We start from the raw sequence: 26,612 nt of genomic DNA, 5'->3' as shown, positions 1-26,612 counted from the left end.
TAATGGCAAAAGGTTATGAACCCAAAAAGCTGTTAGTAGAAGGACAGGAAGATTTACGAGTTATACCAGAATTAATAGAAAAAAACGGAATTCGTTGGGGTGATAAAAAAAGGGAAGCAATTGTATCAATACAAGATTGTGAAGGTTACGAGAACATTGATGCAAACCTTATTTCTACTGAATTACAAGCATCAGGACTCACTAATTTAGGCGTGATAATAGACGCAGATGAAGATTTACCTGCACGTTGGATCAGTATAAGAAATGCTTGTTTGCCAAGTATACCTGACATTCCTGAAGGAATATCAGAGACAGGACTTATCCACATTACAAAAAATGGAATTAAGTTTGGTATCTGGATTATGCCAGATAACCAAATGAGAGGTATGTTAGAGACGTTTTTGGCTTACATAATTAGAGATGAAGGCGAAACTATTTGGCAATATGCTCAGGAAGTAGCAAAAGAAGCAAAAAATAAAGGAGCATCATTCAAAGATTCTTATCTTGATAAAGCTAAAATTTACACTTGGCTAGCATGCCAAGAAGAACCAGGAAGACAACTTCATCAAGCTATAAAGTATGAAATTCTGAATCCACAGCATCCTAAAGCACAGACATTCATAACCTGGTTTAAAACTCTGTATGATCTATAATTTAATTTGTTGGATTTTATATATGCAAGAATCTAAAGAGGATAAGGCGATATCTCTGATGCGCTACGCCTACGGACTTGTAACCGTACCATTTGAGATTTCCCTACAGAATTTATACAACAAGGTAAAGTTTGAGCTTGTTGAGTCGGAAGGGGAAAGTGTTGATGTTGAGGGATTGGGGTAAGGGTGCGTTAAATAACTTGCTATTCTGTAACCTTTTTAGAAGCTATATTTAAGTCATACAGGTTCTAAAATGAATAATAGCTGTATTCAAAAGATTTCAGAAGTATCAAAAGCAAAATAAGATGGTTCACAAGATTGCCTTGTTCAATCACAAAGGTGGTGTCAGTAAGACCACAACGACTTTTAACTTAGGTTGGATGCTTGCTTCAAAGGGTAAGACAGTTATCCTTGTAGATACTGATCCTCAATGTAATCTAACAGGAATAGCTTTAAAAGAAGAAACTGAAGATGATGAAGCAAGAATAGAAAAAATTTACAATACACATTCAAATATAAAAACTGGCTTGGCTCCTGCTTTTGAGTCACAGCCACGGGCTATTAAAGCTGTAGATTGTATTCCGATAGAAGGACAAGAAGGTTTATTTTTATTACCTGGTCATGTAGGCTTTGCTGAATACGAAGTAACATTAGGTATCGCGCAGAAACAAAATTGCTCACGAAGCAGATATAGATCCCACCCTCAACATAGGTAATCGCTGGTATATCGACGAATCAATGGTTGGTGATACAGTTGATTTTATTGAGCCCCTTCTCCCCTTTCCCCACCAACTTCGATAAAATCACTATGGTGCTAGTTAACCCTCCCTAAATCTGATGAAAAGCGATCGCCCCTCTTCCCAACCCTCCCTTCAACGTCCTGAACTACTTGCACCAGCAGGTAATTGGGACTGTGCTAAAGCTGCTATGGAAAATGGGGCAGATGCGATTTACTTCGGTTTGGATCGGTTTAACGCCAGAATGCGGGCACAAAATTTTACTGAGGCGGACTTACCCCAATTGATGACATTTCTGCACCGTCGGGGCGTAAAGGGTTATGTCACAGTCAACACACTAATATTTCCCAAAGAATTAGCAGAAGCGCAGCAATATCTCCGCACAATTATTGCAGCAGGTGTGGATGCGGTGATTGTCCAAGATGTGGGTATATGCCGTCTCATCCGTCACCTGTCGCCCGATTTTCCCATCCATGCTTCCACGCAAATGACAATCACTAGTGCGGCTGGAGTAGAATTTGCTAAGTCCCTCGGCTGTCAATTGGTGGTGCTGGCGCGTGAATGTTCTCTTCAGGAAATCAATAAAATTCAGCAGCAGATTGCCCTACAAGAAACTTCGCTGCCCTTGGAAGTTTTTGTTCACGGTGCTTTGTGTGTGGCGTATTCCGGTCAGTGTTTGACTAGTGAGGCTTTAGGCGGACGTTCTGCCAACCGAGGCGAATGTGCCCAAGCTTGCCGGATGCCCTACGAGTTAATCGCTGATGGGGAAGTTGTGAATTTAAAAGAACGCAAATATTTACTTAGTCCACAAGACTTAGCAGGGTTAGATGTTTTGCCAGATTTGGTGAAATCAGGAGTAACTTGTCTCAAGATTGAAGGTCGCCTGAAAGCTCCAGAGTATGTTGCTAATGTCACCAGTGTTTATCGGCAAGCCCTAGATGGGGTGATGACAGAATTGGAAAGACCTAACCCCCTAACCCTCTTCCCTTGTAGGGAAGGGGGAATAAAAGCTCCCCTCTCCGCTTCGGAGAGGGGCTGGGGGAGAGGTCAATCAAATCAAGAACACTACAACTTAGAGATGGCATTTTCTCGTGGACTCTACACGGGTTGGTTTGGCGGGATTAATAATCAAGAACTAGTTCACGCCCGCTTTGGTAAAAAACGTGGGGTTTATTTAGGTGAAGTCACCCGCATTCACAACGAACAGGTAACAGTCAAATTGGAAGCGCCTGTAAAACCAGGGGATGGAATTGTGTTTGACTGCGGTCATCCAGAGGCGAAGGAAGAAGGCGGCCGGGTTTATGCTGTGGTGTCCAAAGGTAAAGAAGCAATGCTGACCTTTGGGCGAAATGATTTGAACCTGCGTCGAGTGCATATAGGCGATCGCATTTGGAAAACCAGTGATCCAGAACTCGATAAGCAACTGCGTCAAAGTTTTGCTGGTGAAAACCCCCAATTTCAGCGTCCGATTGACTTGGAGGTTTATGGAGAAGTTGGTCAGCTATTAATTGCGATCGCCCGCGATCAACTCGGTAATATTGTACAGGTGGAGTCTGCAATTTCTCTGGTTGAAGCGCATACCAAACCCCTAGATACAGACCGTTTACAAGAACAATTCGGTCGTTTGGGTAACACCCCTTTCTGTTTGGGAACACTAACTAACCACCTCAGTGGTACTGTTATGCTGCCCGTAAGTGAGTTGAACCGGATGCGGCGGGAAATTGTGGTGCAGTTGGAAGAATTGCGAAGTCAACCCAAACGCTGGCAATTATGTTCTGATGTCTCTTTCCAAGACTTACTACCCTCCTCATCTCCCTTATCCCTGTCATCTCCTGCACTCATCGTCTTAGTACGAAACCTCAAGCAACTCCAAGCCGCCCTCAAAGCTGGTATTGAGACACTTTACTGTGAATTTGAAGACCCCCGCGCTTACCGAGAAGCGGTGCAAATGGTGCGCCAACAACGGCAAAAAAACAAAGCAGACAATTCTTCACTTTTAACTCCTAACTCCCAACTTCTAACTCCTAACTCTCTACTCCCCACAATTTGGGTTGCACCACCCCGAATTACCAAACCTGGAGAAAACTGGATTTTGCAGCAAGTACGTGCCTCTGAGGCAGATGGCTATCTGGTGCGGAACTATGACCAACTGCAATTTTTTGCCCAAGACCGTTGTATCGGAGATTTTTCGCTCAACGTTGCTAATGCCTTAACAGCAGACTACTTTCAGCAACGCTTTGCTTTAGAACGGCTGACGGCATCCTATGACCTGAATATTACCCAACTGCAAGACCTGCTCACCAGTTGTCCACCCCAGTGGTTTGAGGTGACAATCCATCAGCATATGCCGATGTTTCACATGGAGCATTGTGTATTTTGTGCCTTTCTCTCAACGGGTACAGACTACACTAACTGTGGACGACCTTGCGAAAAGCAGGAAGTGAAATTAAAAGACCGTGTAGGCAGCGAACACGTCCTCAAAGCAGATGTAGGTTGCCGGAATACTGTATTTAACGGCACTGCTCAAACGGGAGCCGAGTACGTACAACGTCTGATAGAACAGGGATTACGTCACTTCCGCATCGAGTTTGTGAATGAAACACCAGAGCAAGTGAGTAAAACAATACATTGCTATCGTCAATTATTGCAAGGTGAGATTACAGGTTCCCAACTCTGGCGAGAGTTGAAGTTGCAAAATCAGTTAGGTGTGACTCGTGGCCCTATGGGAGTGTCAGCACTGCGGTCATAATTGATTTTCTGAACGCCCAGCTTGAAAAATCTGTTCGGCGGTCAAGTTTAATTCTGGGAATGTAGGGGATATGATGGTGTCATTTCCCCGAAACAGATTAACTTGATACTCACCATCCACCAAATAGTAAACGGAAATAGTTGGTTGTTTGGGATTACCTATATACCTTCTACCGCCCAAAGCTAAATAATCAGTAATCCAGTATTCAGGAACACCAAAAGTTTCGTAGTCAACCAGCTTGGATGCATAATCATCCTTCCAATTAGTGCTGACGACTTCAATAACTAGGGGAACTGACGCAGCTTGAGTAACCGTTGAAGACTTTTTCCACATCGGCTCTGCTGAAAGATTCTTTTGATTAATCACTATCACATCAGGCGAATAACCTGACTCCTTATCAGGAACCTTGACCAGTGCTTGCTTGGGTATAAGGTATGGGAGACTCAGCCGTTCAAATTCTACGTTTAGTTTTTTAGCTAAAAAACCATTAATCTCTTCATGATCTCCTACTGGCTGCATTTCAACAATTGTTCCGTCGTGTAGTTCATAACATCCGCCATCTGGCTTCCAATTGAGGAATTCTTCAAAAGCGATTGTTTTTGGTAAGGCTTGAAACATCAGACTTGCTCCTGACTCTGGTTTAGAGTTTAGCAAATTACTTGGTATCAGATTACTTAACCCTCTGTATCTCGTTATAGTTTAACTGTGTTGCTGGATGTAGTTTTGTTGTCTGATGCAGTGGGTGCAAAGATTGGTGGTTTTCATAACTATTCACTAAAGATATCGCCAGAAATTCTATTACATAAATATCAAGATAATTTCCCATCTTTAGAAACTGGAGATCAGGAAATATTACTGAAAAAATATGAGAATCAATAGGAAATCTATCTTGCACAGCAGCCGGCGCCTATGAATAATATTTCGACAACTAATAATTGGGACAGTTCCCTTTATGAAGATAAACACGCCTTTGTCTGGCAGTATGGTGAGGACTTACTAAAATTCCTCAACCCTCGGCCAGGAGAATCCATTTTGGATCTAGGCTGCGGTACTGGACAACTAACAGAAAAAATTGCCCAAGCTGGTGCTGAAGTTATGGGAGTTGATCATGCATTTGCGATGATAGAAAAGGCAAGAGAAAACTATCCCCATATCCGCTTTGATGTTGCTGATGCCAGGAATTTTCAAGTAGACAAGCCATTAGATGCTGTATTCTCTAATGCTGTACTACATTGGGTGAAAGAAGCAGATAGTGCGATCGCTTCCATACACCAAGCCCTAAAACCCGGAGGTCGTTTTGTCGCAGAATTTGGTGGTAAGGGGAATATACAGGCGATCGTTAAAGCCTTATACAGGGCTTTAGAGTCCATTGGTATCCCTCAACCACAAATAGAGAATCCTTGGTATTACCCCAGTATTGGTGAATACACCAGCCTACTGGAACAGCAAGGTTTTGATGTCATTCACGCTATCCTGTTTCCTCGTCCAACTCCCCTAGCAGAGGGAGAAGCAGGTATGGCAAACTGGATTCAGATGTTCGCCAGCAGTTTTTTAACAGGACTTTCTGGTGAGCAACAAATACAAATAATTCGCGTCGTGGAGGAATATCTGAAGCCAACACTATATCAACAGGGAACTTGGACAGCAGACTATCGAAGAATTCGCGTTGTTGCCATTAAACCTTAGATTGTGCGAATTTTGACTTGTGCCTTACAGCAGTTTTGATCTATTTGAACCACATCTGTCGTAGGAATACAGCAATGCTCATACGTGTCAACTTAAGCCCAAGCGAATGGAATTCCCGGCTACACAAATGAAGTCCGCCTCCGCAGACTAAGGAAACAAGGGGCAAAATCCCCTTGTCTGGAACCCACGGAGGTGGGTCAAGTTTAGTGTAGACGCGGTTTCTAACCGCCCATTTGGCGTTAAGTTGACACCAATGAGCAATGCTGTGCCCCTACACCGTGGTCTATTTACCTGAAAATTGCTGTAATTACGAATTACGAATTAGTATCAGCTATGTATATACCTAAATTGTGCGATCGCCTTTGGCGATGGCGCAGCCATCGCCAGACATGGTTTTCATTACTACTAACCATTAGCCTTACCACTTTAGTAGTCCCGCCCTCACTAGCGCAAACCCCCCCAATACCGTTGCCTTCTAGTGCGCCTCTAGAACTAGACTTATTAACCAAGCCAAAAGACTATGTGATCACAGCTAACACCATTAACCCAGCACAATTGACCGTTCCGAGTTTATGGTGGGCACAACAAAACTCTGAGAAAAAGCTATTAGACAATTGGATAGCATATCCAGCTTCTGAAAAAGAACCTGCACGAGTAGACTTGATCGTGAATCAGCAAATTTGGAGCTTACTAGAGTATGTAGAGCGCTACGACTTCGTAAATCGCTTGGGTAGCGCTGCACGGAACTTTGGTTACAACGTCCGGGTATTTAATTATCAAAAAGAACCCTTGGCAACGTACACTTGCAACTTTAGTACAAGTCCAGCTTTATGCAGTATCCAAACGAATGTTAAGAACAAGATAGGGTTACAGCGTTCTTTGTAGAAAATAGTTAGGAGTTAGGAGTTAGGAGTTAGGGGAGATGGGAAAATCTCAATGCCCAATGCCCAATGCCCCATGCCCAATATCCAATGTCCAATGCCCAATGCCCAATGCCCAATGCCCAATGCCCAATGCCCAATTAAGCTTTAATTTTGGTGAACAAAGACTCGTATTGCTTTATTGCTGATGGGGGTAAGGGAAGCAAAAATTCACTTTTATCGAAAACTTCGCGATCGCTCTGTAAAATGCTCCATAATGGTTCTTGGATATCGTCAGCGACAATATTTGTAGAAATTGGCGAATTACTTTTAGTCAGCACCGAAATTTGTTTAGCTGTGCTTGGTTGCCAACAAAAATCAATCCATTGATCTGATAAAGTACCCTTAATAATACCTGCGGGACGTACCCACAAGTCTGCCCAGATTGCTGTTCCTGACTGAGGGATAACTACGGCAAGTTGCGGATAACGTCCCAGAAGTGGCAGTACATCGCTTGACCAACCAACCGCTAGCCAAGTGTCTTCCATAATTAGAGGTTCCAAGTAGTTATTGGAACTGTAGAACTTCACCTGTTGATTTAATCTCTGTAATTCCTTTTCTAAGTCTGGTACTTGGTCAAGATTCTCTGTATTGTAAGATTTTCCTAGCTTCTTTAAGACCAGACCAATAACTTCTCGTGGTTGATTGAGTAGGGAAATGCGCTGCTGCATTCCATCTCGCCACAAATCACTCCAATCTTTGGGCGTCCATCCCAATTTTCGCAACTTGTCACGGTTATAAACAATCACCGTGCTACCCCACCTGTAAGGCGCACCCCACACCTTCCCTTGAGTATCCAATTTACCTTCGTTGTTGCGCGTTACAAGTTGTTTCCACCTTTCATCTAAAGCAGACCACTGCTTTAATTGGTTTCCCTGTACCTCTTGGAGTGGTTGAATCAATTTTTGCTCAATAGCTGCTTTTAGCCAGTAATCTCCCAATGTCACTAGGTCTGCATCAGTAGTTTTTTGACCTTGCCTAAAAGGTATAAAGCGACTCCATCCCTGCTCATCGGTGGCTTTTGGTTTCTGCTGCCAATTTTGTAATTGCTGAAATAAATCCTGTATCTGCTCAACTGGAGCAAACTTTAACTGCACCTGTTGCTGCAAACCTTTGTGGAATTGATTAACTACCTGACCAGGTATAGAACCTTTTAATAACTGTACTTTTAGTTGCGTCTGGTTGTTTCCACCACAGCCAAAAAGCAGTTGTGAAAGTGCCAGTGTACTTGTACTTAGCAAAAAAGACCGTCGATCCATTGATTTTGGATTTGAGATTTTTGATTATACCTAATATTAAGCAGAGATTCACTAGCTGAAAAAGTGGAGTTGGAAAATTATCGGTATTTTTTCTTGGCAATACGGATAAATTTGAATATTTTGCTCAAAATAGCGACTTTTTCGGCAAATAACTACCTAAAGATTAATTTTTATCTATAAATTTCCTTAGTGGTACTTATGGTCAAATTTTACTTATATTTAGAATTAATGATTTAAATGTCACATTTGCACCAAAAATTATCAATACTTAAATAATCCATAAGTATAGTTAACGTTGATAGTAAATTGAATAACATATAGAAAATGTACGGATGAGGGTATTAAATGGAGCCATTACAGAAGCAAATCCTGACTTTAAGCGAAAAACTGGATGCCCTCTGCCAAGTGATTGAGCAGCTTGACGGTAAAGTCGCTCAAGCTTTCTCAGAGTGTTCTTTAGCGAATACACAAGCAAAGGATAATTATCAGGAGAATGGCGCAGCTAGTGGCTACCAGTTCAGACGTAACAATTTAAATCCAGAAATGGAACACAAGGATGTCTTGATAGATGGCATTTATCTAGATATGCATCGTCAAGGTGGAGATAATATAACACCAGAAATTCAAATACAACGACTGACAGCGCAATTAACAGCAGCATACAATCGCATTGCCGCCTTGGAAGAACAATTACTCAGAGAGAGAATTCATTAAATTTAACCTGAGTTCAACGAATTAAAAAAATGGCTGGAAGTACGGAAGGCAAGCCTTTAGGTTAAATGTCGAGCGATCGCTTTGTAAGCAGATATTAAGTATAATCAACTAATCCAGCCATCAAATTGATAAAAAACTTAAACACACTATTGCATATATTTACGTAACAGTGTGATATATCTACGTATGGCTTTTAGTGATTACCTCACTATGAAACAAAAAAACAACCCTAAGACTGCTGTCGTTAGGGTTTTGTATGGTTCAAAAACCAAGATATTCTTATTAATCTGCGTTTTTCTCATTAGTGTTTTTGGCATCTTGTTATCAAATTGGTTGATGACAAGCCAAACAGCTTTTGCAAAAAGTCAATTTTTGCAACCTGCTCCTACTCAACCGCTAGGCTATTACGACTATTTCGGTAAACTACTGAGTCCACAAGAAGCATCACTACTAATTGTAAATAAGGGACTCAATCCTAATGACCCCATTTCCTATCAACGGGTAGGGGCAGTTAAAATTACTCAGGAATTAATTGCCCAAGGTGAAGATATATTCTTGAACCACAAGATTGGCGACACATTTGGATTACAAGGAGTATTCGGTTTTGGACTTGGCATTGCTAAAATTTTGCCAGAATTACAGACAGCAATAGTTAAGTTGCAAGGTCAGCCGACAACGAACTTACAAATTATTCTTGAGAAGGATATAACACTAGGTAGTCGAACTTTTCCCAAAGGAACTGTCGTCAATACAGGCTTAAAAATGGAAAAGGGAGGGACTCTTCCGATTGGGCTGGGAATCACACCTAAGATTGATATTAGCTGTGCTGCGTGCCATGTATCTCTTTCAAACAAGGGTGAACGTCTTTTGGGAGTACCTAATGGCGAAATTGCCACGCCCCTGCTGGTTGCTTTAGCACCAAATTCTTCTGCGGGGTTTTCGCGGTTAAAGTTTAATCCCCTAAGTCCACAATACCGAGGCAATGGGAAAATTATTCTAGACAGTAAAGGTAATAAAGTAGAATTACCTGATCCTGAAAAATTTGAAAAAGCTTTCGACGATGCAGTATTGGATGTGCCTTTTGGTAATTTTGAGAGTTCTTCAGATAGTATCAACGATACTACTCAAATTCCCAGTATGTTCACATTTAAGAATCATCCTTATTTCCTTGATGGACAGTTTGCTGTGGGGCCGTTTGCGGGACTCAGCGCTGTCAGCAACGGTGTTCATTCTTCAGAAATCAATCTGTTCGCAGCCGCTCAACTCAGTGCAGAAACCCTTGGTATTGATCCAGAAGTTTATATTGGTACATTACTGCAAAATGCTGCCGTTAAGAGCCTACGTTTACCAGAAGGACCTCCGGTAAAACCCTCTCAGTGGTTGCGGGGAGCGATCGCACCAAATCCTATACAAGCAGAATTAGAAGACCAAATTCCTGCCCCAGGCACAGGAACTTACCCAAACCTACGACCCAGTTTGTTTACTTACAACGGTTTGGTTTTCAGCCCAAATACTAAAAAGCCCGGTGATATTGCTAGCGGCACTTTCTTATTTGCTGAAAACGCCATGTCTGCTTTTCAAAATAGCTTAGTACCACCTGCAAACCAGACTTCGGAAAACTGGCAAGCTTTGAATAGCAATTCTGTTAAGCGTGGCGCAAAAATATTTGAGAAAGCCAATTGTGCAACTTGCCATATTCCACCATTCTTCACTGACAACAAAATTCATCCAATTGATGAAATTCATACTAATCCAGCCCGCGCCCAGTCTCGCTTGGGGCTGAATAATTTGTTAGTACCACCCAAGCTGTACACTTTTAACACTCCAGTTCCCATACCTGCTAACGCTGAAGTGCTGGATCTACCAACGCAGGGTATCTCCGATACTCCCACAACTCTACCCAAAGGTATATTGCCAAAAGGCGGTTACAAAACTACTTCCTTGCGTGGTCTTTATTTAAGCGCACCATATTTGCATGATGGTGGTGCAGCAGTACGAGCAGGAAGCCTGAAACTTGACTCAAATGGTATCACGGTTGTTAACAAGATCGGCTTAGGGCTTTCTGGCACTCTCAGCCAAGGTATACCTGCCGATCCAGCAAGCAGCTTGCGTGCCTTGGTTGATCGTGATCTTCGTACCTTAGTTGTGAAAGCCAACAAAGCTAACCCTAGTTTAGTGCGTAGTAACCTTGATGGCACAGGTCATGATTTCTACGTAGATAGACAGGCTGGGTTTAATTCCAACCAGCAAGCAGACCTGATTAATTTCTTGCTGGCACTTGATGACAATCCTGGAAGTTTCTAATTAAAGCTACGCCTGATATCCTATGTTAGGGATTTCCAAGAAATAAATTTATCCAACTATTTATTGTGGGCGGGCTTTCCGGCCCACAATAAATAGTTGGATATTTTTTATTTAGAAGTCCCAAATACCACAATACGGTTCAGTTAAGGTTAAAACTCTTTGTCATGCTTCTGGGAAGCTAATACTTGTTTTCGCTTTGTCCACCAGCCAAAACCAAGAGCAACTAACGAGCCACCTACTGTGTAGGGTTCGGGAACAGGACGTGGTATCACACTAAAGCTGCCATAATCTACATCGCTTGAAAGCTCTGAATAACCTTCATTGAAACTACTGTATAATACGTTAACGTTGCCATTTCCATCTTCCCCGCTTCCAGAAACCAGGTAAGAAAAACCGTTCTGGGTTAACAGCGGCGGACTCGCATTCAACAGATTGTCATTGATTCCGTATGTACCTGGTGAGAGCAGCCCAATGATTGTTTCGGTAATTCCTTTGACTGTTCTTGTCCCAGTTATTCCTGTAATTGTGTAATTGTTTTTTATGGGATCTAGATCGGTGGTAGTAAGGCTGCCGCTAGCGGAAATCGCTGTATCATTTGCTTCATAACTAGGAAAAGAGTACTGAAAATCAAATAGCTGTACAGCTTGTGCCGTAGAACATGCACCAACACCAGTGATACTTATAACAGTACTAGCGGTAGCAATACCAAGCTTTTTGACAAATTTCATCCGATAATTCTCCTGAAAAACAAGAAGGTAAACAAAGTTGCATAGTTCAAATTGCTAGAAAGACGCTCTAACGCACAGACACACACAGAAGTTAGAAGCTTCTGGCTTCCTAAGATCAAAAGTTCGGGAGACACGCAGAAGCGATTTGAATGACGATTAGGTTATTAACTGTTGATTTGGCTAAGTACAGCTTTGCGTAAAATTGTAGCGTTTTTAAACGCAGAAAGAAGTACGATCGCAGAAAACCTCCGCTTATATCAAGTCCGGTTAATCACTTATGATTACCGGATCTGTGCAAAAATCGTAAAAGCCTCTTTCCCCCTGCTCCCTGCTCCCTGCCCCCTGCGGTCTAAATGATAACTCTTTGACCGGACATAATATTATAATTTCGATGAGAGCGCAGAGCCTTCCCAAATTTAATTCGCTACAAATTAATGAAATGCTGTACTTAGGCGTTCAAGTTGGGCTTCAATGGCTGCCAAAAGTTCGTGTTGCTGCCAATCTTGGCTCAGATGGGCGGCTATGCAAGCTGCTCCAGCACCCATACCTTCTTTCACAAAGCCTTGCTCATAAGCTCTCAGTTGGGGATAGCGAGAATCAGCAAAGCTCAGATGAGTTGCTAATAGGGGAGGGGTTCCTCCACTCTGAGTTAAGCTACCTTTTCCTAAGCTGAGGGCTAAGTCAACTGTAGCGCCAGTAGGATCTTCTGCCACCCAGCGGGTTGTGCCTACAACTACTGCTTCTGGTTGCCATGATAAGGCGTAAGCTTGAGCGATCGCACTGATCAGCGCATAAACCGCCAGCATTTGCGTCCCACCAGCTAGCATTACACCACAATTACGACTAGCAGCGATCGCCATCCCAGCTACCACCACTTGCATGGGATCACCCACGGCGGCGACGAGTTTTAGAGGATCTACGGAATTTTGGATTCGAGATTGGAAGTTTTTCTCCCCCTGCTCCTTGCCCCCTGCTCCCTGCCCCCTGCTCCTTCTCATCTTCTCTAGCCCCGCTTGCACTAGTGCCCACTTTTGCGCGTGGTTACAAACAGGGTGGCTACTATTAACTTTTCCGGCAGCATCTATACCCAAACCAGTTAAAATTGCCAGGGCAGTTGTAGTGCCTCCAACGACGCACTCACCGATAATCAGATACCCCTGTTGGATATTGGCAGCAAGGCGTTCTCCCCAAAGTAGCCCTTGTTCAAACAAGTGGTGTACCGTGGTGATTTCCATAGCAGTACCTCCACTTAAACACTTAGCAGGAGTGCCACCCAAATCAATTACTGGTACAGCAGGAGGCTGGGGTAAACCAGCATTAAACAAATGAACTGGTATCTTTAGTGACTCAAAGACAGCGCGAGAAATCAGCACAGGCGAAGCCCCAGCCGCTAATGGTGGTAGGGGATATTGGGCTTTATGTTCTGGGCCGTAATACAAAAACTCGGCATCGGCACAAGCAGTATATTTTCGATCCTCTGGAGTGCGACCAGCCGCTGAAATCCCTGGAATTAAACCAGTTTCAGTAAATCCTAAAACACAGGCAAATACGGGTAGACAACCACGATGCCGTCGTAGCCATTCTTCACCTTGTTCTTTTTGGGTATAAATACGAATTTGGGAATTGGGCATTGGGCATTGGGCATGGGGCATTGGTGATTAGTTAGGACTCATTATTTAATCAAGGACAAATGACAAATAACTATCCTTCATAATCCATGAGGACTTGTACCCAGCGTGGTGGACGGGGAATGGGGTTGCCCAGGCGGTCAAAAAGCAACCATGCTGCCAGGTGTACCACAAAAAGGTAGATAAAGTTATTGAGTACAATTAGAGCGATCGCTCCTACTTGAATCAAAAATACACTGGGACTGGCCAACAAACTCAGCTTCAAAAATAGCCACTCAATGAACTCAGTCACCTGGGTAATCACATAAATCCACAGGTCTTCACCCGACAAAACAGACAGCAACCACAGCCTAAAAAAAACTCCCAAAGTACCCAACAGCGTACCCAAGGTGATAGAAACAATCCAGGGAACACGACGACGATACCATGTCGCTCCCAAAAGCACGCCCATGAACCCGTAGGGCATGACAAACAGCAAACTGCGGGCTGGCCCCATCAGTACCGTCAGCAATAACCCGGAGGTGAGTGCTGCCATCCATGCCGCACGTTTGCCCCAACGCAGATAAACTAGAGCGATCGGCACCGGAAAAAATATCCGCAAAACTGGGCCCAACGGAAAGTAGAAATTAATAAACCAAATTAAGCTAGCAGTACTGGCTAAAAATGCCGTTTCCACCATCCTCAAAGGCGCATCAGCCTTGAGTTGAGGAGGCATTAACTGCTGTTCTTTGTCTAACCAATGATTGTGGGGAGTTGGAGATTCAGGAGATGGATCTTCCTCCGGCTCATCTGGCAGAGAATCTAAAATACTCATATCTGACAAGTTCTTAAACTGGGGATTAGGGATTGGGGACTAGGAACTGGGGATTGGGAAGATGAGTATGTGGATTCATACCCCAACCAAATCTTACTCATAATTTTTTCCCCATTACCCAGTACCCAGTCCCGGAGCGCCCATTCCTCGCCAACAAGCTGCCATCTGTTCGCGTAGCGTCTTGTAGAGAAGTTGGGAAATCCTGGGCGCGACCTGTTAGACTATCATTCTTTCCAAGGCTGACAAATCGGGAATACAAATAGTGTCTTGATCCCGTTTAATCAACCCTTTTTTTTCTAGCCTTGTCAAGACTCGTGTCACAGTTTCCCGCGCCAGTCCGCTCAAACTACTCAATTCCCGATGAGGTAAATTGGGGATTTCGGTTCCTGTTTGCCCTTTTTTTCCCTGTCCTTCTGCCAAAAATAGCAACGTATCTGCTACCCGTGACTGGCTATCAGATTCCCGCAACCGCAATCGGCGATTTACTTGCCGCAAACGTCGTGCCATTAGTTGCGCCAATCGAACTCCCGCCAAGGGTTCTATCTGAAGCAACTTGACAAAATCCTGAGCAGGCATACTGCCAATTACCGTCGGGGCCAAGGTAATCACATCTGTGGATCGAGGTACTTCATCTAAGGCCGCCATTTCACCAAACAATTCCCCTTTGCCAAGAATATTCAGCGTTACCTCTTTTCCTTCCAGATTGTAGGTGCGAATTTTTACCCATCCGTCCATAATAAAATACACAGAACCGCCCCAGTCATTTTCCAGCAGAATCACCTGATTGGCTGGGTGAGTGCGGGTGACAAGATGGATGAGGGCTGATTCCACAGCAGTTTCTGGCAACCCTTGAAAAAAGGGAGCCGAGGTGATCATCCAGGGATTAGCCTGTGCTTGCAAGCTATATCGGTCTTCCATTACAACATTTTTATTCAAGCTTCTATATACACAACAAACAAGAGCGCCATTTTTAGCCTAAGCCATCAAGGCACAGCTCCCTTTTAAAGAGAAAACTAAACTATCCTACATAAGAACGCGACAAGAACGTTTTTCTAAACCATCTTTACCTATAAGTTTAAACGGGGTAAAAGTTTTGCAAAAAGTAGTTTATAGCCGGCGGAAGTATTGCTTAGGGGCTAGCTGCACTGCAAACTTGATTAGTTAAGAATATAGGCAAACAACATCAATGATACTAAAGGGAGTAAATTATTGCTCAGGTATTTTAGCGATTTTCAAAAATAGGCAACCAATGAGCTGCAAAACTAAACTTCTTAAACAAACCCTGACTGAAGATTGCCACGACTCCCAGTAATCCATAACATAATGACAGTCACAAGTCCAAACAGCGGCTTTTGCCACTCAAAACTTCTCCGATGGCCGACGCTGCGCGTAGCTTGGCTTTTGAGCAGGGGTACGGTGATTGTAAAGTAATTGTCACATTAGTTGATATACATTTCTAAGTAAGGTGATAAAAGTGACTTCCAGTACAGATGAAATTCAAAAGCTGATCGCAGACATTGACAACTTACTTGCCAACGGTGGCAAGCGCCTGTCTAGATTTCTTTCTGGTCAGGCGCAAGAACCTAAAGAAGTTTTAGAACGAGTTCGCGACTTTTTGGTGAAGTTACAAGAAAAAGAAGCATTAGAGAGCGGCATCCCAAATCAGTTTTCTGAAGAACCGCGTTCGCCCTACAGCCCTTCGGGCATCCTACGGCAGGCGTTGGCGGAGCCATCGCCTTTGTTCACAAAATCTATTGATCAAGGTTATAACCAATATCCACTACCGCCGCTCGAATCCAGCCAGGAAGAGAATACTGTTGGAGCAAGACAATTAAAAAATGAATTTTCGAGATTGATTCAACCATTGCGATCGGAATTAGAATTGCTCTTGCAAGAGCGAGCCACTCTCATACAGGAAATTCGGCAGCTAGAGCAAAGGCGATTGCAAAACTATTCCTTAGCGCAGCAGTTGACAAATCAGGAGCAGATGATTACCGAGTTTTTACAGGTACTCATGAGTCGTCTTGTGCCAACTTTAACACCACTTCTAACACAGGGGGGGGAAAATTCCGCTAGTTCTTCAGGAGGAATTAATCACACAACCTCTGCAACTCAACCTTTGTTAGAATCCCCAGACCGTGTGGAGCAGTTAACACATCTGGCGAGGGAGTTGGATCAACGCCTATTATCACTAGATGGAACGGTGAATGTAGTCTTTGAGGCACTACAGCGCAACATTAATACTTATTATGAATCCCTGTCGCAAGCACTGGCAAGAATGCATAGCAAGGGGATGCAAGGCGAACAGCTGATGGCCAGCTTTCTCAACAATTTGACCCAGCATTTGCAGCAAGAATCCCCTAGTTCCCAGTCATCTTTCTTGGGGGTAGAATCTGATCCACCACCATCATTGCCTGACCCAGCCGAGATCACTGCTGAAGTTGCGCCCCAACCCTTTGAGCTTATAGAGCCAGAAACTTCATCTTCACTCACAATTAATTCTGAGCCACAGGAGACTACCCTCACAGAGGATTTAGATGCAGCGCTGTTGCAGCTTGGTTTAAACTCGTCTGAATCTTCTGAAACCCCGACCAAATTACCGCAAGATATTTCTGCGTTAATTGGTGATGAAGTAGACCAACTTTACGCCAGTTTGTTTGGTGCTGGTAATCTTAAGAATCCAAGCCTTGATGTTGCCACAAATGACTTATCTGCTTCCACGACCTCACCATCACCGTTGAACATCGCTGAGGCCCCACCTGTCCCGGCAACTGTGGATTCTGCGGTTGTGACACCAGATATCGGTCTTTCAACCCAAGAGACTTTAGTAGAAACCACAGATTCATCATCAGAGCCAGAGGAAGAACTATTTTTTGAAGAGGATACTGACCTAGACTCGCCTCTTAGCTTCTCTACACCACCAACAGATAGTTTACCGGTGCAACTCGATACTCAGCCAGCTAGTGTTGATACAATTAATACCCTAACTGACCTATTGCCTGATACAGGTAGTGAGCAGCAACTGCTGGAAGTTGATACAACTAGTGAACAGCAACTGCTGGAAGTATCATCCTCTGTGGATAATCCCACAACTACAGTACCCGTTACTCCAGAAGTAGCAGAAATTGCGACGATCGCCACATCGCAAGTATTAATTAACGATCAGCAGTCAGAACTGTCTTTAGATAACTACATTACTGCTTCGCCACAAGAAAACTTGCTTTCTATTGAGTCAAACCAGGCTCCAGTTGTACCTGATATTTCTTTAGATGAAGAACAGTTGCAGCAATTAGATCGGGATTTGGCTAATTTTGATCAGCAGCTAAATTCTGAGTCGCAGCCAGCTAACAACTTAGATATTTTCTCGGAACTACTTGATCAAACTCAAGACACAATCCCCACAACTTTCCCTGAGCCGCAAACAGAAAATCTCCAAACAACAGAAAACACCTCAACTGCTGCTTTCTCCAGTTTGGCAGTTTCCCAGGTTGAAACTGAACAAAACAAGGAAGTCACAACTCCTGTTCAAGATAGTTCTTTACCTTCAATTTCCAACTCCATCAACAATCCAGAACTTTCGCTTAATGTTCTAGAATCAGTCTGGTATTTAGGAATTGATTTAGGTACAACAGGAATTTCTGCCGCATTATTAAATCGCTCGACTTTTATTGTACATCCTATCTACTGGTCAGCAGAAAATCCGCAGGGAACAAGTTCTTTTCAGCAATCATTTCGTTTACCAACAGAGGTTTATCTACCTACAGCTTCTGTACCTCACGGTGAAAATGAAAGTATCGAAACACATGAGCAGACAGCACCTGCGGCTGTTGCCCAAGATAAAGTGCCTGACCACTCGCCTACCACTCCTGCAACATCGAGATCAACAGCAGATCCGACGACAAATAATCTCTACTCGGCGCAGTTAAAGCCCTATTTACAAGTAGCCATTCCCTACAAGAGTGAACGCCAGAAATGGGAACCTGTTTTGCAATTAAATGAATTTTCGGCAGGCCCTTTGATTTGGGTTGTGCGATCGCTCTCTAAACTACTCTTAACCCTCAAATCGGATCAAACAAGTACCACTCCTAGTTTAACGGCTGCTGCTGTTGGGATCAGCGAAGAAGATTTTCCGAAGATTATCAATAATATTGCTGGTGTTATTTGCACCTGTCCATCTAGTTGGTCGGAACAATACCGCTTCAATGTGCGGGAAGCTTTACTCACCAGCAAACTTATCCAACATCCGCAGCAAGTCTTTTTTGTGGAAGAAGCGATCGCTAGTCTACTCCCGGAACTCGATGCTGCTAACGGTGAGCAAGTAAAATTAAGCGGATCTCAAGGTTCTCATCCGGCAAAGACCAGCGAACATCCCCTTGTTGGCAACACCCTGGTGATTAACATTGGGACAACTGCCACAGAAATGTTGCTGGTCGATATCCCAGAAACATTGCTGCAATTGACATACAATGATTTCATGCTCCACAGTTTTGCCTATGCTGGCAAGGGAATTGAACAAGATATTATCTGTCAGCTGTTATTGCCACCTAAATCTCGGCAATCACGCCCAGAAACACCAAGCGATGCCTTCGGCGGGCTACGCCAACGCAAAACTATTACCAGTAATCCTTGGCAATGGCAACCCTCAATCCCTGGTTTAGACCAAATGCGTTGGCAGAGTTTAGGATTGGAAGAATTAGAACTACCCAGAGTCGGAGAACCAGATATCACCGCTCGAATTCGCCTCCAGCAGCGTCTAGAAAGTTCTCTGCTGGGACAGGCGGTATTAGATGCGGCACTAGCCCTAAAGCTGATTTTGCAACACCAAGACTCTTTTACCCTGGAATTAGCCGATCAGCAGTGGATTTTGCAGCGACGAGACTTAGAAAGCCAGGTATTTATCCCCTTTGTGCGCCGCCTGAACCGTGAACTCAATAAATTATTGGTAGCTCGTGGTATCCCTACAGAAGCAATTAATCAAGCTATCCTGACTGGTGGGGTGGCTTGTATCGGGACGGTGAATCGCTGGCTACGGCAAAAACTCCCCAACGCTAAAATTATTCAAGATTTATATCTCGGCGAAAACGGCGCTCCTAATTGCAGTCGGGTTGCTTATGGTTTGGCGATGCTGCCTTTGCATCCCCAGATTTTAGATATACCCAGGCAACAATACACTGATTATTTCCTATTTACAGAATTGCTGCGGCTGCTACCAGATCGACCTTTATCTTTCGGTGAAGTTATCCAGTTATTTGAGGGTCGTGGGATCAATACTCGCACTTGTCAGCAACGGTTGCTAGCTTTTTTGGAAGGTGAACTGCCTTCGGGCTTGATTCCTTCAGTTACAGACTCAGCCTGGCTCACCCAGAGTTCGCAAGAAAATCCCGACTATCAGGCGATCGCCACGGCACCACTTTTTGAAAAACAAGGGAGTCTCACTTATCGTCCCAATTCGCAACAACTGTTGTCTTTGCGTCGCTATCTTGATGCGATCAAGGCTAGTAATCAGCAATCACTGGAGGAACCATATACGGTGAATTTTGCCTTAGAGGTTCATCATTGAGACTAGTACATTACGCTAGAAATAAGATACTACTCAAAATTCCAAATGCTTATGAGGTAAGCATTTGGAATTTTACAAAGCACTACTAGTACTTCAGGACAGTAATTTTTTGGATGTGTACCATATATCTTTTTTATTTGATAGAGAAAAATACTGTAAATTTATAATCTACCATCTTAATTGAAAGATTCTGTAAATTTTGAGTTTTCGGTTATTCTATTGGTTGTAATTTGTGTATATTAACACTCGGTAGGAGCGACAGAAGCAGTAAAAATCGCCTAATAATCATGTCCATGTCTACACTACTGATACAAAAATTCCTGTTATAAAATAAGTTAGCCCTTGTGAATAATCTTTATCTTTATTCAGTTAATTGTTCGCAACAGCCTTTACACCCGTCAACTTTAAGCGTGAGAAAACGATTAATTGACATTGTTGGAGCTATTGTGGGGCTGATTATTACATTTATGGTAGCAATTCCCGTAGCAATTGCTACCTTTATTCATGAGCCAAGTCCAATATTTTATTCCCAAATTCGCTGTGGTTTGAACGGAAAAACTTTCCGCATGTGGAAATTCCGTTCTATGATCGTCGATGCCGATAAACTTAAGCATTTGGTTGAAAACCAAGCCAAAGGTCACATCTTTAAATCTGTTGACGATCCTCGCATTACTCCTGTGGGTAAATTTTTGCGGCGTACTAGCTTGGACGAATTACCCCAATTTTGGAATGTTTTGTTAGGGGAAATGAGTTTAGTTGGTACTCGTCCACCTACTCTTGATGAAGTTACGCATTACGATCCACACCACTGGGACAGATTGCTAGTTAAACCAGGGATTACCGGAGAATGGCAGGCGAATGGTCGTTCCAGCATCACAGACTTTGAAACCATTGTCAAGATGGATATAGATTATCAACGCAAGTGGTCTGTAACTTATGACCTGAGTCTGATTGCTAAAACTATCTGGGTAGTATTGAAAAAGACTGGTGCTTATTGAATTGGGGCATTGGGCATTGGGCATGGAGCATTGGGCATTGGGAGAGAGATTTTTAACCCTTGACGCCGCTACCAGTTTCTGTGGGTACAATGTAACGTTGTAAAAATAAAAATAGTAATAATACTGGGGCGATCGCAATCACTGAACCAGCAGCTACCAACCGCCAGTCAAGGGAAAATGTCCCTGCTAGCTTTGCGACTCCCAAGGGAAGAGTGTATAAATTTTCGTCTTGGATGACAATTAAAGGCCACAAAAAGTCACTCCAAGCACCAATGAATACAAAAATAGCTAAAGTTACCAGTGCTGGGCGAACTGCTGGTAACATGATATGCCACCACAAACCTAACTCCGAACTGCCATCCATTCGGGCGGCTTCTTCTATCTCTTTGGGGACACTCATGAAAGCTTGGCGCAACAGAAAAATACCAAAGGCAGAAGCTAAACTCGGAAAAATCATCCCTAAATAACTATTTGTCAAACCCAACTGGACTGTCAAAATATACAGGGGAATCATCACGATTTGGAAGGGAATCATAATCGTGGAGACAATCGCCACAAAAATCCAGTCTCGCCCTACAAAGGACAATCTTGCCAACGGATAGGCAGCTAAAGCGCAAAACAGCAGATTTAACCCCACAGTCAGCACTGACACTAAAGTACTGTTATATAGGTATTGTCCAAAAGGTAGAGAGTTCCAGACACTAGAGAAGTTATTTAGTGTCGGTTGACTGGGCAATAACTGTGGCGGCGACTGAAAAATATTTTCCGTAGGCGATTTTAAGGATGTACTAATTAGCCACAGTAAAGGAAAGAGCATCACCAGTGCGATCGCTCCCAATAGCGCATACATTAGCAGAATTTGCGATCGTGATTTTTTCCAATTCAGCATTTGATTAATAACTTTCCGAGTTTTGTAAATATTTATGACAGCTTACTTTATAAGACTACAACTTGCTTTTCAGATTTTGCACTTGCTCAAATATTTGGTGGATGTTCACCCATTCTCACCCACATTTTTCGCACACGAATCAATTGCAGACGATTCATTTTTAAAGTAGAAATTGTTGCTCTGCCAATGGTTGTAAGCCCTACAATTTATGTAGTATCTTCACTCAGGGCTATTTCGTTCTAGACAGAAACCGCCCAGAACACTGACCAGAACGGCATAGTCTTTATCGCTCAAGTTAATGCAAAAAGCTGGCGGAAGGCTGAAACTAGCGCCTCGGAATTTGCAGACTGGGCTGGGGCTGTATCGGGCAAGCTTGGTCAACGAACTTTTAACGGCTTTGAAGTCCTTGATGCCAGAATTCTAATTTTTGAGAAAAAAGCAAAGGAAGTCAAACCAGATGTAAGGGCTACTGTATCTGAAGCTGGCGCTTCTTCATAGACCTGTGTCTGCACTCACGAGTAAATTTCTACCTCTGCCAATAGCTCATGGCAGAGGTAGAAGCACTTTCAATCGCCTATTCCACGAATGACTAAATTCGTGTATATTTTCTTATATACTTGAGATTTTGAATACTCAGAATTCCCTCTAATCTCTCACTAAAACAAAAGTACCCTCTGTGACACTATCATAATAAAGAAAGTTGAGTTGCTGGTTTATTGACTATATAAGCGACTGGTCTGTTAATTTTTCTGACCTTCCCTTCACTCACAGCCTTGTTTAACCAATCCTGCATTTGAGATGGTCTGACATCCAGACATTCCGCCAGAGATTTTGCATCTTTCGGTTGCTGTAAATGATTGAGAATAAAAGGTAAAATAGCTTGATAAATATCTTGTGGATGAATATCCAAAATAGTCTCTTGAGTTGTTGTTTCTACCTTAATCTGTATCGGTTCAATCCAAGAAGCCGCTTTTGTCAAAAGTTCTCTCAATGAATCGTTGCAGGGTTCAGCCGGAAAAGATTTTGCACCTTGATTGTGCAGTTGCTGATTACCTTCTGACACAACCCCTTCCAACCGTACAAAAACTGGGATATCTTGAAGTCGGGAAAGCGCTTCCACTGCACCCGCCCAAGTACCGCCTTCACCGAAAGAAGAACTGACTACAAGGGCATAATCCGCTAAAGCATAAATATATTTGTTTCGCCCCATTGCATTACCAGTATTGAAACCAGCCTCAGGGTCGTAACTAGAAACTAAAGTAAGTCTACCCTCTTGAATACTAGAGCGATACTTGCTGTTTACTGCCGCTTTAGTCAAACTATCCGCCAGTACACCGACAGATGTTCCTCCTGCGTCCAACACGCCTAGCATTGCTGCTTGATCTACTCCACGTGCCCCACCGGAAATCACTTGCATGTCTTGTACAGCGCTGTTTTGTGCAACTCTTCGCGTGTAGCCAAGTATCTCATCATCGACATCACGAGAACCGATAATTGCTAATCCTCCTAGAGATAGCAGTTCGATATTGCCAACACCATAGAGAATTGCTGGTGCTGAATGTCTCAGTCTTTGCTTAAGCCGTTTAGGATAGTTTATGTCACTTCTTCCCAGCACCCACAATCCCTGATTAGTCCATTTCTCAACAGCCAAACTTAGCATCATACCCCGTTCTAATAAAGCTGAAAGCCTTTCAGGGTTAAGCTTATTAAGAGTAATTTTTTCTAACTGTTCTTTGGCTGTAGATTCTAGTAAATCTGCTGGGCGCATCTGGTTTTCCCGCAACCAGTCTGTTAAAGAATTATATTCACTCAGAGTCAGAGGTTGTGGCTGAATTTGACGATTTTGCCCAAAGCTGGCACACAACAGCAAAATTGCTTGAGTATCTGGTTGCAGGACATGATTGAACATGATTTTCTAATCCCCTTGACCGAATGAATTGAGTGCTAATGCCACAGGAAAAACTACTCCACTGTTAGCACGACGCAAAAGTGCTGCAACTACAGTAAAAGTCCAACGGGAATCAACTATATCATCAACCAAGAAAACAGAACCACTGATTCCTTTCCCAGAGTCAACGGCAAAAACCCCATCCAAATTATGAGCTTGTTGGTAACTATTGTTCATCTTTTTCTGCAATTCAGTTTGGTGAACTTTCCGCACAATTGGCATGAACGGCAAGCCTAATTTTTCTGCCAGTTGTTGAGTAAAGTTTGGTACAAGTTCTGGACGATTCAATGAGGGAACACAAGTTATCCAAGTCGGAAAGGGTTGTGGTTTCCAACGTTGAATCATGTCAATAACACCTTGCACGAGTGCATCATCAAAATGATTATCTTGATATTTACCCTGCTTGACTAATTCTCCCCAACCTGCATCACCCCATAAAGATAATGCCCTTCCTTCTTCTGCTCGTAAATTATTTTGAATATTGCCTGAAAAGTCATAATTGGGCAATGCTTCTGGTGGCCATTTTTTGCGTTCTTCAATGATTTGGTCGCTGCGACGTAAATATTGAATTGCTTTATTTACAAGTTCGATTGAGCAAGTTTCTGGTAATAATGGTCTATTCAAACACACAGCACATTTACCGCAAGCTGTAGGATGAGGATCGTCTAATTCTGCCGCTAGAAAACTCATCAAGCATTCTTGACTTTGCATATATTGTAACATTCTAGCTTGTTCTTGACGACGAATTTGTGTGAGCTTTTCAATTTTTTCAGTGTCAGGCTGATAAGAAACTGGGGTCAGATACCATTTTGAATTTTGCTTAGTTACAGGTGCAGTAAATTCCAGCGAAAGCAGTTTTAAAACTTTCTCAATTTGTCCTCGTGACAGATTGAGTTGCTGCTCCAATTGCGGAATGGAAAAACCGTCTACAGCTTCGTTAAGTGCATTTAAAATCTGTTGCGTATGTATCTCTGGGGGAAAAGCTGTATTGATGAAGAAGTTAGTGATATCATGATCTTCATCTCCACTGAGAAGAATTCCATAGGCTTTTTCTACTGCTCTACCTGCTCGTCCCACTTGTTGATAATAATGGACAACCGAGCCAGGACGTTGGTAATGAATGACAAATCCTAAATCTGGTTTATCAAAACCCATTCCTAATGCTGTAGTTGCTACTAATGCCTTAATTTCATTATTTAAAAGCTCGTCTTCCAATACTATACGAACTTCGTTATCTAACTTACTATGGTATGCTTTAGCATTAATGTTTTGAGTTTTTAACCAATCGGCAACTCTTTCAGCATCTCTAACAGTTAAGGTGTAAATAATCCCACTTCCTGGTAAGTTCGGAAGGTGTTGAGCTAACCATGCCATTCGTGCTGCTGGACTAGGGATAGAAATATTTTGTAAATGCAAACTTTGTCTGGTTAAATTTCCTCTGGAAACACGCAGAGTTGATCCCAATTGAGCGACTATATCATTTACAACTCGATTGTTAGCTGTAGCAGTTGTTGCTAATACTGGGATGTTTTGGGGAAGTGCCTGTAAAATTCTCACAATCCGGCGATAATCAGGGCGAAAATCATGTCCCCAATCGGAGATACAATGGGCTTCATCAACAACAAATAAACCTATACGTTGAGACACTGGTAAAAGAATTTTTTCCCGAAATTCTTCATCAGCTAGTCTTTCGGGAGAAATTAGCAGAATATCTACTTCTCCTGCTAGCAACTGTGTTCCTACTAATTGCCCTTCATCTCTATTGCTGGAGTTAATTGTTTTGGCTTTTACACCAATGCGTTGGGCTGCTGCAATTTGGTTTCGCATCAAAGCCAATAGTGGAGAAATCAAAAGAGTACAACCAGCACCTTGATCTCGTAGCAAGCGAGTTGCTAAAAAATAAACTAGACTTTTTCCCCAACCAGTGCGTTGAACAACGAGTAAACGCGATCGCTGCTGGAGTAACTCTTCAATCGCTTCCCATTGTCCAGAGCGAAAGTCAGCTGTAGAGTTATCAAGCGCTTGACGCAGAAGCAATAATCCCTGTTCGTGAATACTAGTTGTCATATATACTAAGTAACGAATTATCGTTTCTGTTGTAACATAAAAGACAACCAGTATTAGTTATTATGCTACGCTTCTGTATGCATAACCTAAAAAAATGCTAATCTCTTGGTATATCTTGCCGTCATTCATCAACAACAGCATTAATGCTCGTTCCCGTAGATGCTTGTCTGCACTTTCTCTGATGGCAAGTTGTATATTTTCTTGTTGACTAGGTGTGAGAAAATATTTAGCAGGCATGGCAGTAGATATAATATTTTTCCAATTTCCATTTTATGCAAATTAAAGGTACAGCAGCTTATTATTCAGTTTTTCAGTTAGTTCATTGTCTTCATTCATTATCCTGAATCCTTCAGCCTTTCTGAGTCAATCCGGTTTCTGTAGAAACAGCTTGTAGTGGTTTATCCCAAAGTTCAATCGGTATTTGGGACAAATAGGCAAAATCAAAGACAATTCCGATAGTCGGCTTTGTCTGCCACTGCGGTAAACTGAGCAAGCGATCGTAATATCCGCCGCCATAACCCAAACGATATCCTTGATAGTCACAAGCTACACTGGGGACGAGAATCAAATCTACTTCGGCAGCATCTAAGATTGGAGCGTCGGGATGTGGTTCAGTAATGCCATAAGCGCCACTTTGGACAGAATCTTCAGGTGTCCAAATATGCCAATATAGGGATTTATCAACGCAGCGAGGAAATCCCCAACGGTATTTGCTGTCTGTAAATAGTGGACTGAGATCAGGTTCTTGGCGAAAGCTGAAATAAGCAAGTATTGTTTTTGCTTGGGTAAACAAAGTAGAGTTTTGTAAATCAGAGCAAATGCGATCGCTTTTTTCTCTCCACTCTCCAACGGACATTGATTGACGTGTTTTGAGTAAAGTGCGGCGTAGTTCTGCTTTATTTAGTTGATAATTAACTTTGTCCATAAAAATTTATAGCGTCAAATAAATAAGCTGGGC

General features: G+C 42.8%; 23 protein-coding genes. 12 read left to right on the top strand and 11 right to left on the bottom strand.

Annotation, left to right across the window (positions count from 1 at the left end; translation table 11 throughout):
- Positions 1 to 2 precede the first annotated feature (2 nt).
- The 4 genes from V7K30_RS21490 to V7K30_RS21475 all read left to right on the top strand — a co-directional run bounded on the left by V7K30_RS21490 (position 3) and on the right by V7K30_RS21475 (position 4,139).
- Positions 3 to 653, top strand: coding sequence for a DUF3226 domain-containing protein (locus tag V7K30_RS21490; RefSeq protein WP_335002702.1), 651 nt, complete (start codon positions 3 to 5; stop codon positions 651 to 653).
- Positions 654 to 675: 22 nt separating this feature from the next.
- On the top strand, positions 676 to 837 hold the full coding sequence (locus V7K30_RS21485) for a hypothetical protein (protein WP_335002700.1): 162 nt from the start codon (positions 676 to 678) through the stop codon (positions 835 to 837).
- Positions 838 to 958: 121 nt separating this feature from the next.
- The gene (locus V7K30_RS21480) at positions 959 to 1,369 is read left to right on the top strand and encodes a ParA family protein (protein ID WP_335002698.1); all 411 of its coding nucleotides are present in this window, start codon (positions 959 to 961) and stop codon (positions 1,367 to 1,369) included.
- A gap of 121 nt (positions 1,370 to 1,490) precedes the next feature.
- The gene (locus V7K30_RS21475; RefSeq protein ID WP_335002696.1) at positions 1,491 to 4,139 is read left to right on the top strand and encodes a U32 family peptidase; all 2,649 of its coding nucleotides are present in this window, start codon (positions 1,491 to 1,493) and stop codon (positions 4,137 to 4,139) included.
- Here V7K30_RS21475 and V7K30_RS21470 read toward each other — a convergent pair.
- Positions 4,134 to 4,757, bottom strand: a complete 624-nt coding sequence (locus V7K30_RS21470; RefSeq protein WP_335002694.1) for a Uma2 family endonuclease — start codon at positions 4,755 to 4,757, stop codon at positions 4,134 to 4,136. The genes V7K30_RS21475 and V7K30_RS21470 overlap by 6 nt on opposite strands.
- An 87-nt stretch (positions 4,758 to 4,844) precedes the next feature.
- Between V7K30_RS21470 and V7K30_RS21465 the strand changes: the two genes are divergently transcribed.
- The 3 genes from V7K30_RS21465 (at position 4,845) to V7K30_RS21455 (ending at position 6,710) form a co-directional block, all read left to right on the top strand.
- A complete protein-coding gene (locus tag V7K30_RS21465; RefSeq protein WP_335002692.1) occupies positions 4,845 to 5,018 on the top strand; it encodes a hypothetical protein in 174 nt (57 codons plus the stop codon).
- A 30-nt stretch (positions 5,019 to 5,048) separates the two neighbouring features.
- Entirely contained in the window at positions 5,049 to 5,825 is a 777-nt protein-coding gene (locus V7K30_RS21460) for a class I SAM-dependent methyltransferase (protein WP_335002690.1), read from the top strand.
- Between the two features lie 333 nt (positions 5,826 to 6,158).
- Positions 6,159 to 6,710, top strand: coding sequence for a hypothetical protein (locus V7K30_RS21455; protein ID WP_335002688.1), 552 nt, complete (start codon positions 6,159 to 6,161; stop codon positions 6,708 to 6,710).
- 136 nt (positions 6,711 to 6,846) lie between these two features.
- Here V7K30_RS21455 and V7K30_RS21450 read toward each other — a convergent pair whose 3' ends face one another.
- On the bottom strand, positions 6,847 to 8,004 hold the full coding sequence (locus tag V7K30_RS21450) for an extracellular solute-binding protein (protein WP_335002686.1): 1,158 nt from the start codon (positions 8,002 to 8,004) through the stop codon (positions 6,847 to 6,849).
- Between the two features lie 345 nt (positions 8,005 to 8,349).
- Here V7K30_RS21450 and V7K30_RS21445 point away from each other — a divergent pair, with 345 nt between their 5' ends.
- Positions 8,350 to 8,718, top strand: coding sequence for a hypothetical protein (locus V7K30_RS21445; RefSeq protein ID WP_335002684.1), 369 nt, complete (start codon positions 8,350 to 8,352; stop codon positions 8,716 to 8,718).
- A gap of 336 nt (positions 8,719 to 9,054) precedes the next feature.
- Positions 9,055 to 11,022, top strand: coding sequence for a di-heme oxidoredictase family protein (locus tag V7K30_RS21440; RefSeq protein WP_335002682.1), 1,968 nt, complete (start codon positions 9,055 to 9,057; stop codon positions 11,020 to 11,022).
- Positions 11,023 to 11,171: 149 nt separating this feature from the next.
- On the opposite strand, the gene V7K30_RS21435 is transcribed toward V7K30_RS21440, so the two are convergent.
- From V7K30_RS21435 to V7K30_RS21420, 4 genes are all read right to left on the bottom strand, one after another.
- Complete coding sequence (locus tag V7K30_RS21435) at positions 11,172 to 11,750, bottom strand: PEP-CTERM sorting domain-containing protein (RefSeq protein WP_335002680.1); 579 nt, start codon at positions 11,748 to 11,750, stop codon at positions 11,172 to 11,174.
- Positions 11,751 to 12,181: 431 nt separating this feature from the next.
- On the bottom strand, positions 12,182 to 13,381 hold the full coding sequence (gene cobT / locus V7K30_RS21430; protein WP_335002678.1) for a nicotinate mononucleotide-dependent phosphoribosyltransferase CobT: 1,200 nt from the start codon (positions 13,379 to 13,381) through the stop codon (positions 12,182 to 12,184).
- 70 nt (positions 13,382 to 13,451) lie between these two features.
- On the bottom strand, positions 13,452 to 14,192 hold the full coding sequence (locus V7K30_RS21425) for a DUF2232 domain-containing protein (protein WP_335002677.1): 741 nt from the start codon (positions 14,190 to 14,192) through the stop codon (positions 13,452 to 13,454).
- A 216-nt stretch (positions 14,193 to 14,408) separates the two neighbouring features.
- Positions 14,409 to 15,110, bottom strand: coding sequence for a Crp/Fnr family transcriptional regulator (locus V7K30_RS21420; protein WP_179065484.1), 702 nt, complete (start codon positions 15,108 to 15,110; stop codon positions 14,409 to 14,411).
- A gap of 556 nt (positions 15,111 to 15,666) precedes the next feature.
- On the opposite strand from V7K30_RS21420, the gene V7K30_RS21415 reads away from it, so the two are divergent.
- Positions 15,667 to 19,752, top strand: a complete 4,086-nt coding sequence (locus V7K30_RS21415; RefSeq protein ID WP_335002675.1) for a hypothetical protein — start codon at positions 15,667 to 15,669, stop codon at positions 19,750 to 19,752.
- A 344-nt stretch (positions 19,753 to 20,096) separates the two neighbouring features.
- Positions 20,097 to 20,750, top strand: a complete 654-nt coding sequence (locus tag V7K30_RS21410) for a sugar transferase (RefSeq protein WP_335002673.1) — start codon at positions 20,097 to 20,099, stop codon at positions 20,748 to 20,750.
- A gap of 52 nt (positions 20,751 to 20,802) precedes the next feature.
- Here V7K30_RS21410 and V7K30_RS21405 read toward each other — a convergent pair whose 3' ends face one another.
- Positions 20,803 to 21,639, bottom strand: a complete 837-nt coding sequence (locus tag V7K30_RS21405; protein ID WP_334944988.1) for a carbohydrate ABC transporter permease — start codon at positions 21,637 to 21,639, stop codon at positions 20,803 to 20,805.
- A 298-nt stretch (positions 21,640 to 21,937) separates the two neighbouring features.
- Between V7K30_RS21405 and V7K30_RS21400 the strand changes: the two genes are divergently transcribed.
- Positions 21,938 to 22,063 carry a hypothetical protein gene (locus V7K30_RS21400; RefSeq protein ID WP_335002671.1) on the top strand — a complete coding sequence of 42 codons (126 nt, stop codon included), beginning with the start codon at positions 21,938 to 21,940 and terminating at the stop codon, positions 22,061 to 22,063.
- 261 nt (positions 22,064 to 22,324) lie between these two features.
- Here the strand turns inward: V7K30_RS21400 and V7K30_RS21395 are convergent, their stop codons facing one another.
- The 4 genes from V7K30_RS21395 to V7K30_RS21380 form a co-directional block, all read right to left on the bottom strand.
- Positions 22,325 to 23,548, bottom strand: a complete 1,224-nt coding sequence (locus tag V7K30_RS21395) for a DNA-processing protein DprA (RefSeq protein WP_335002669.1) — start codon at positions 23,546 to 23,548, stop codon at positions 22,325 to 22,327.
- Positions 23,549 to 23,554: 6 nt separating this feature from the next.
- Positions 23,555 to 25,654 (bottom strand): RecQ family ATP-dependent DNA helicase, encoded by a 2,100-nt coding sequence (locus V7K30_RS21390; protein ID WP_335002667.1) that lies wholly within the window; start codon positions 25,652 to 25,654, stop codon positions 23,555 to 23,557.
- Between the two features lie 60 nt (positions 25,655 to 25,714).
- The gene (locus V7K30_RS21385; protein WP_335002666.1) at positions 25,715 to 25,891 is read right to left on the bottom strand and encodes a hypothetical protein; all 177 of its coding nucleotides are present in this window, start codon (positions 25,889 to 25,891) and stop codon (positions 25,715 to 25,717) included.
- A gap of 112 nt (positions 25,892 to 26,003) precedes the next feature.
- Positions 26,004 to 26,579 carry a 5-formyltetrahydrofolate cyclo-ligase gene (locus tag V7K30_RS21380; RefSeq protein WP_335002665.1) on the bottom strand — a complete coding sequence of 192 codons (576 nt, stop codon included), beginning with the start codon at positions 26,577 to 26,579 and terminating at the stop codon, positions 26,004 to 26,006.
- Between the last annotated feature and the right edge of the window lie 33 nt (positions 26,580 to 26,612).

Source organism: Nostoc sp., from assembly GCF_036917655.1.
Lineage (GTDB): Bacteria > Cyanobacteriota > Cyanobacteriia > Cyanobacteriales > Nostocaceae > Nostoc.
Note: the sequence above shows the minus strand (reverse complement) of the source record. Positions and strands in the feature narration are given on the sequence as shown.

Excerpts from the sequence above, each read along its gene's own strand:
- V7K30_RS21490 (WP_335002702.1), top strand. The coding sequence starts at position 3 with ATGGCAAAAGGTTATGAACCCAAAAAGCTGTTAGTAGAAGGACAGGAA.
- V7K30_RS21485 (WP_335002700.1), top strand. The coding sequence starts at position 676 with ATGCAAGAATCTAAAGAGGATAAGGCGATATCTCTGATGCGCTACGCC.
- V7K30_RS21480 (WP_335002698.1), top strand. The coding sequence starts at position 959 with ATGGTTCACAAGATTGCCTTGTTCAATCACAAAGGTGGTGTCAGTAAG.
- V7K30_RS21475 (WP_335002696.1), top strand. The coding sequence starts at position 1,491 with ATGAAAAGCGATCGCCCCTCTTCCCAACCCTCCCTTCAACGTCCTGAA.
- V7K30_RS21470 (WP_335002694.1), bottom strand. The coding sequence starts at position 4,757 with ATGTTTCAAGCCTTACCAAAAACAATCGCTTTTGAAGAATTCCTCAAT.
- V7K30_RS21460 (WP_335002690.1), top strand. The coding sequence starts at position 5,049 with ATGAATAATATTTCGACAACTAATAATTGGGACAGTTCCCTTTATGAA.
- V7K30_RS21455 (WP_335002688.1), top strand. The coding sequence starts at position 6,159 with ATGTATATACCTAAATTGTGCGATCGCCTTTGGCGATGGCGCAGCCAT.
- V7K30_RS21450 (WP_335002686.1), bottom strand. The coding sequence starts at position 8,004 with ATGGATCGACGGTCTTTTTTGCTAAGTACAAGTACACTGGCACTTTCA.
- V7K30_RS21445 (WP_335002684.1), top strand. The coding sequence starts at position 8,350 with ATGGAGCCATTACAGAAGCAAATCCTGACTTTAAGCGAAAAACTGGAT.
- V7K30_RS21440 (WP_335002682.1), top strand. The coding sequence starts at position 9,055 with ATGACAAGCCAAACAGCTTTTGCAAAAAGTCAATTTTTGCAACCTGCT.
- V7K30_RS21435 (WP_335002680.1), bottom strand. The coding sequence starts at position 11,750 with ATGAAATTTGTCAAAAAGCTTGGTATTGCTACCGCTAGTACTGTTATA.
- cobT (WP_335002678.1), bottom strand. The coding sequence starts at position 13,381 with ATGCCCAATTCCCAAATTCGTATTTATACCCAAAAAGAACAAGGTGAA.
- V7K30_RS21425 (WP_335002677.1), bottom strand. The coding sequence starts at position 14,192 with ATGAGTATTTTAGATTCTCTGCCAGATGAGCCGGAGGAAGATCCATCT.
- V7K30_RS21420 (WP_179065484.1), bottom strand. The coding sequence starts at position 15,110 with ATGGAAGACCGATATAGCTTGCAAGCACAGGCTAATCCCTGGATGATC.
- V7K30_RS21405 (WP_334944988.1), bottom strand. The coding sequence starts at position 21,639 with ATGCTGAATTGGAAAAAATCACGATCGCAAATTCTGCTAATGTATGCG.
- V7K30_RS21400 (WP_335002671.1), top strand. The coding sequence starts at position 21,938 with ATGCAAAAAGCTGGCGGAAGGCTGAAACTAGCGCCTCGGAATTTGCAG.
- V7K30_RS21395 (WP_335002669.1), bottom strand. The coding sequence starts at position 23,548 with ATGTTCAATCATGTCCTGCAACCAGATACTCAAGCAATTTTGCTGTTG.
- V7K30_RS21390 (WP_335002667.1), bottom strand. The coding sequence starts at position 25,654 with ATGACAACTAGTATTCACGAACAGGGATTATTGCTTCTGCGTCAAGCG.
- V7K30_RS21385 (WP_335002666.1), bottom strand. The coding sequence starts at position 25,891 with ATGCCTGCTAAATATTTTCTCACACCTAGTCAACAAGAAAATATACAA.
- V7K30_RS21380 (WP_335002665.1), bottom strand. The coding sequence starts at position 26,579 with ATGGACAAAGTTAATTATCAACTAAATAAAGCAGAACTACGCCGCACT.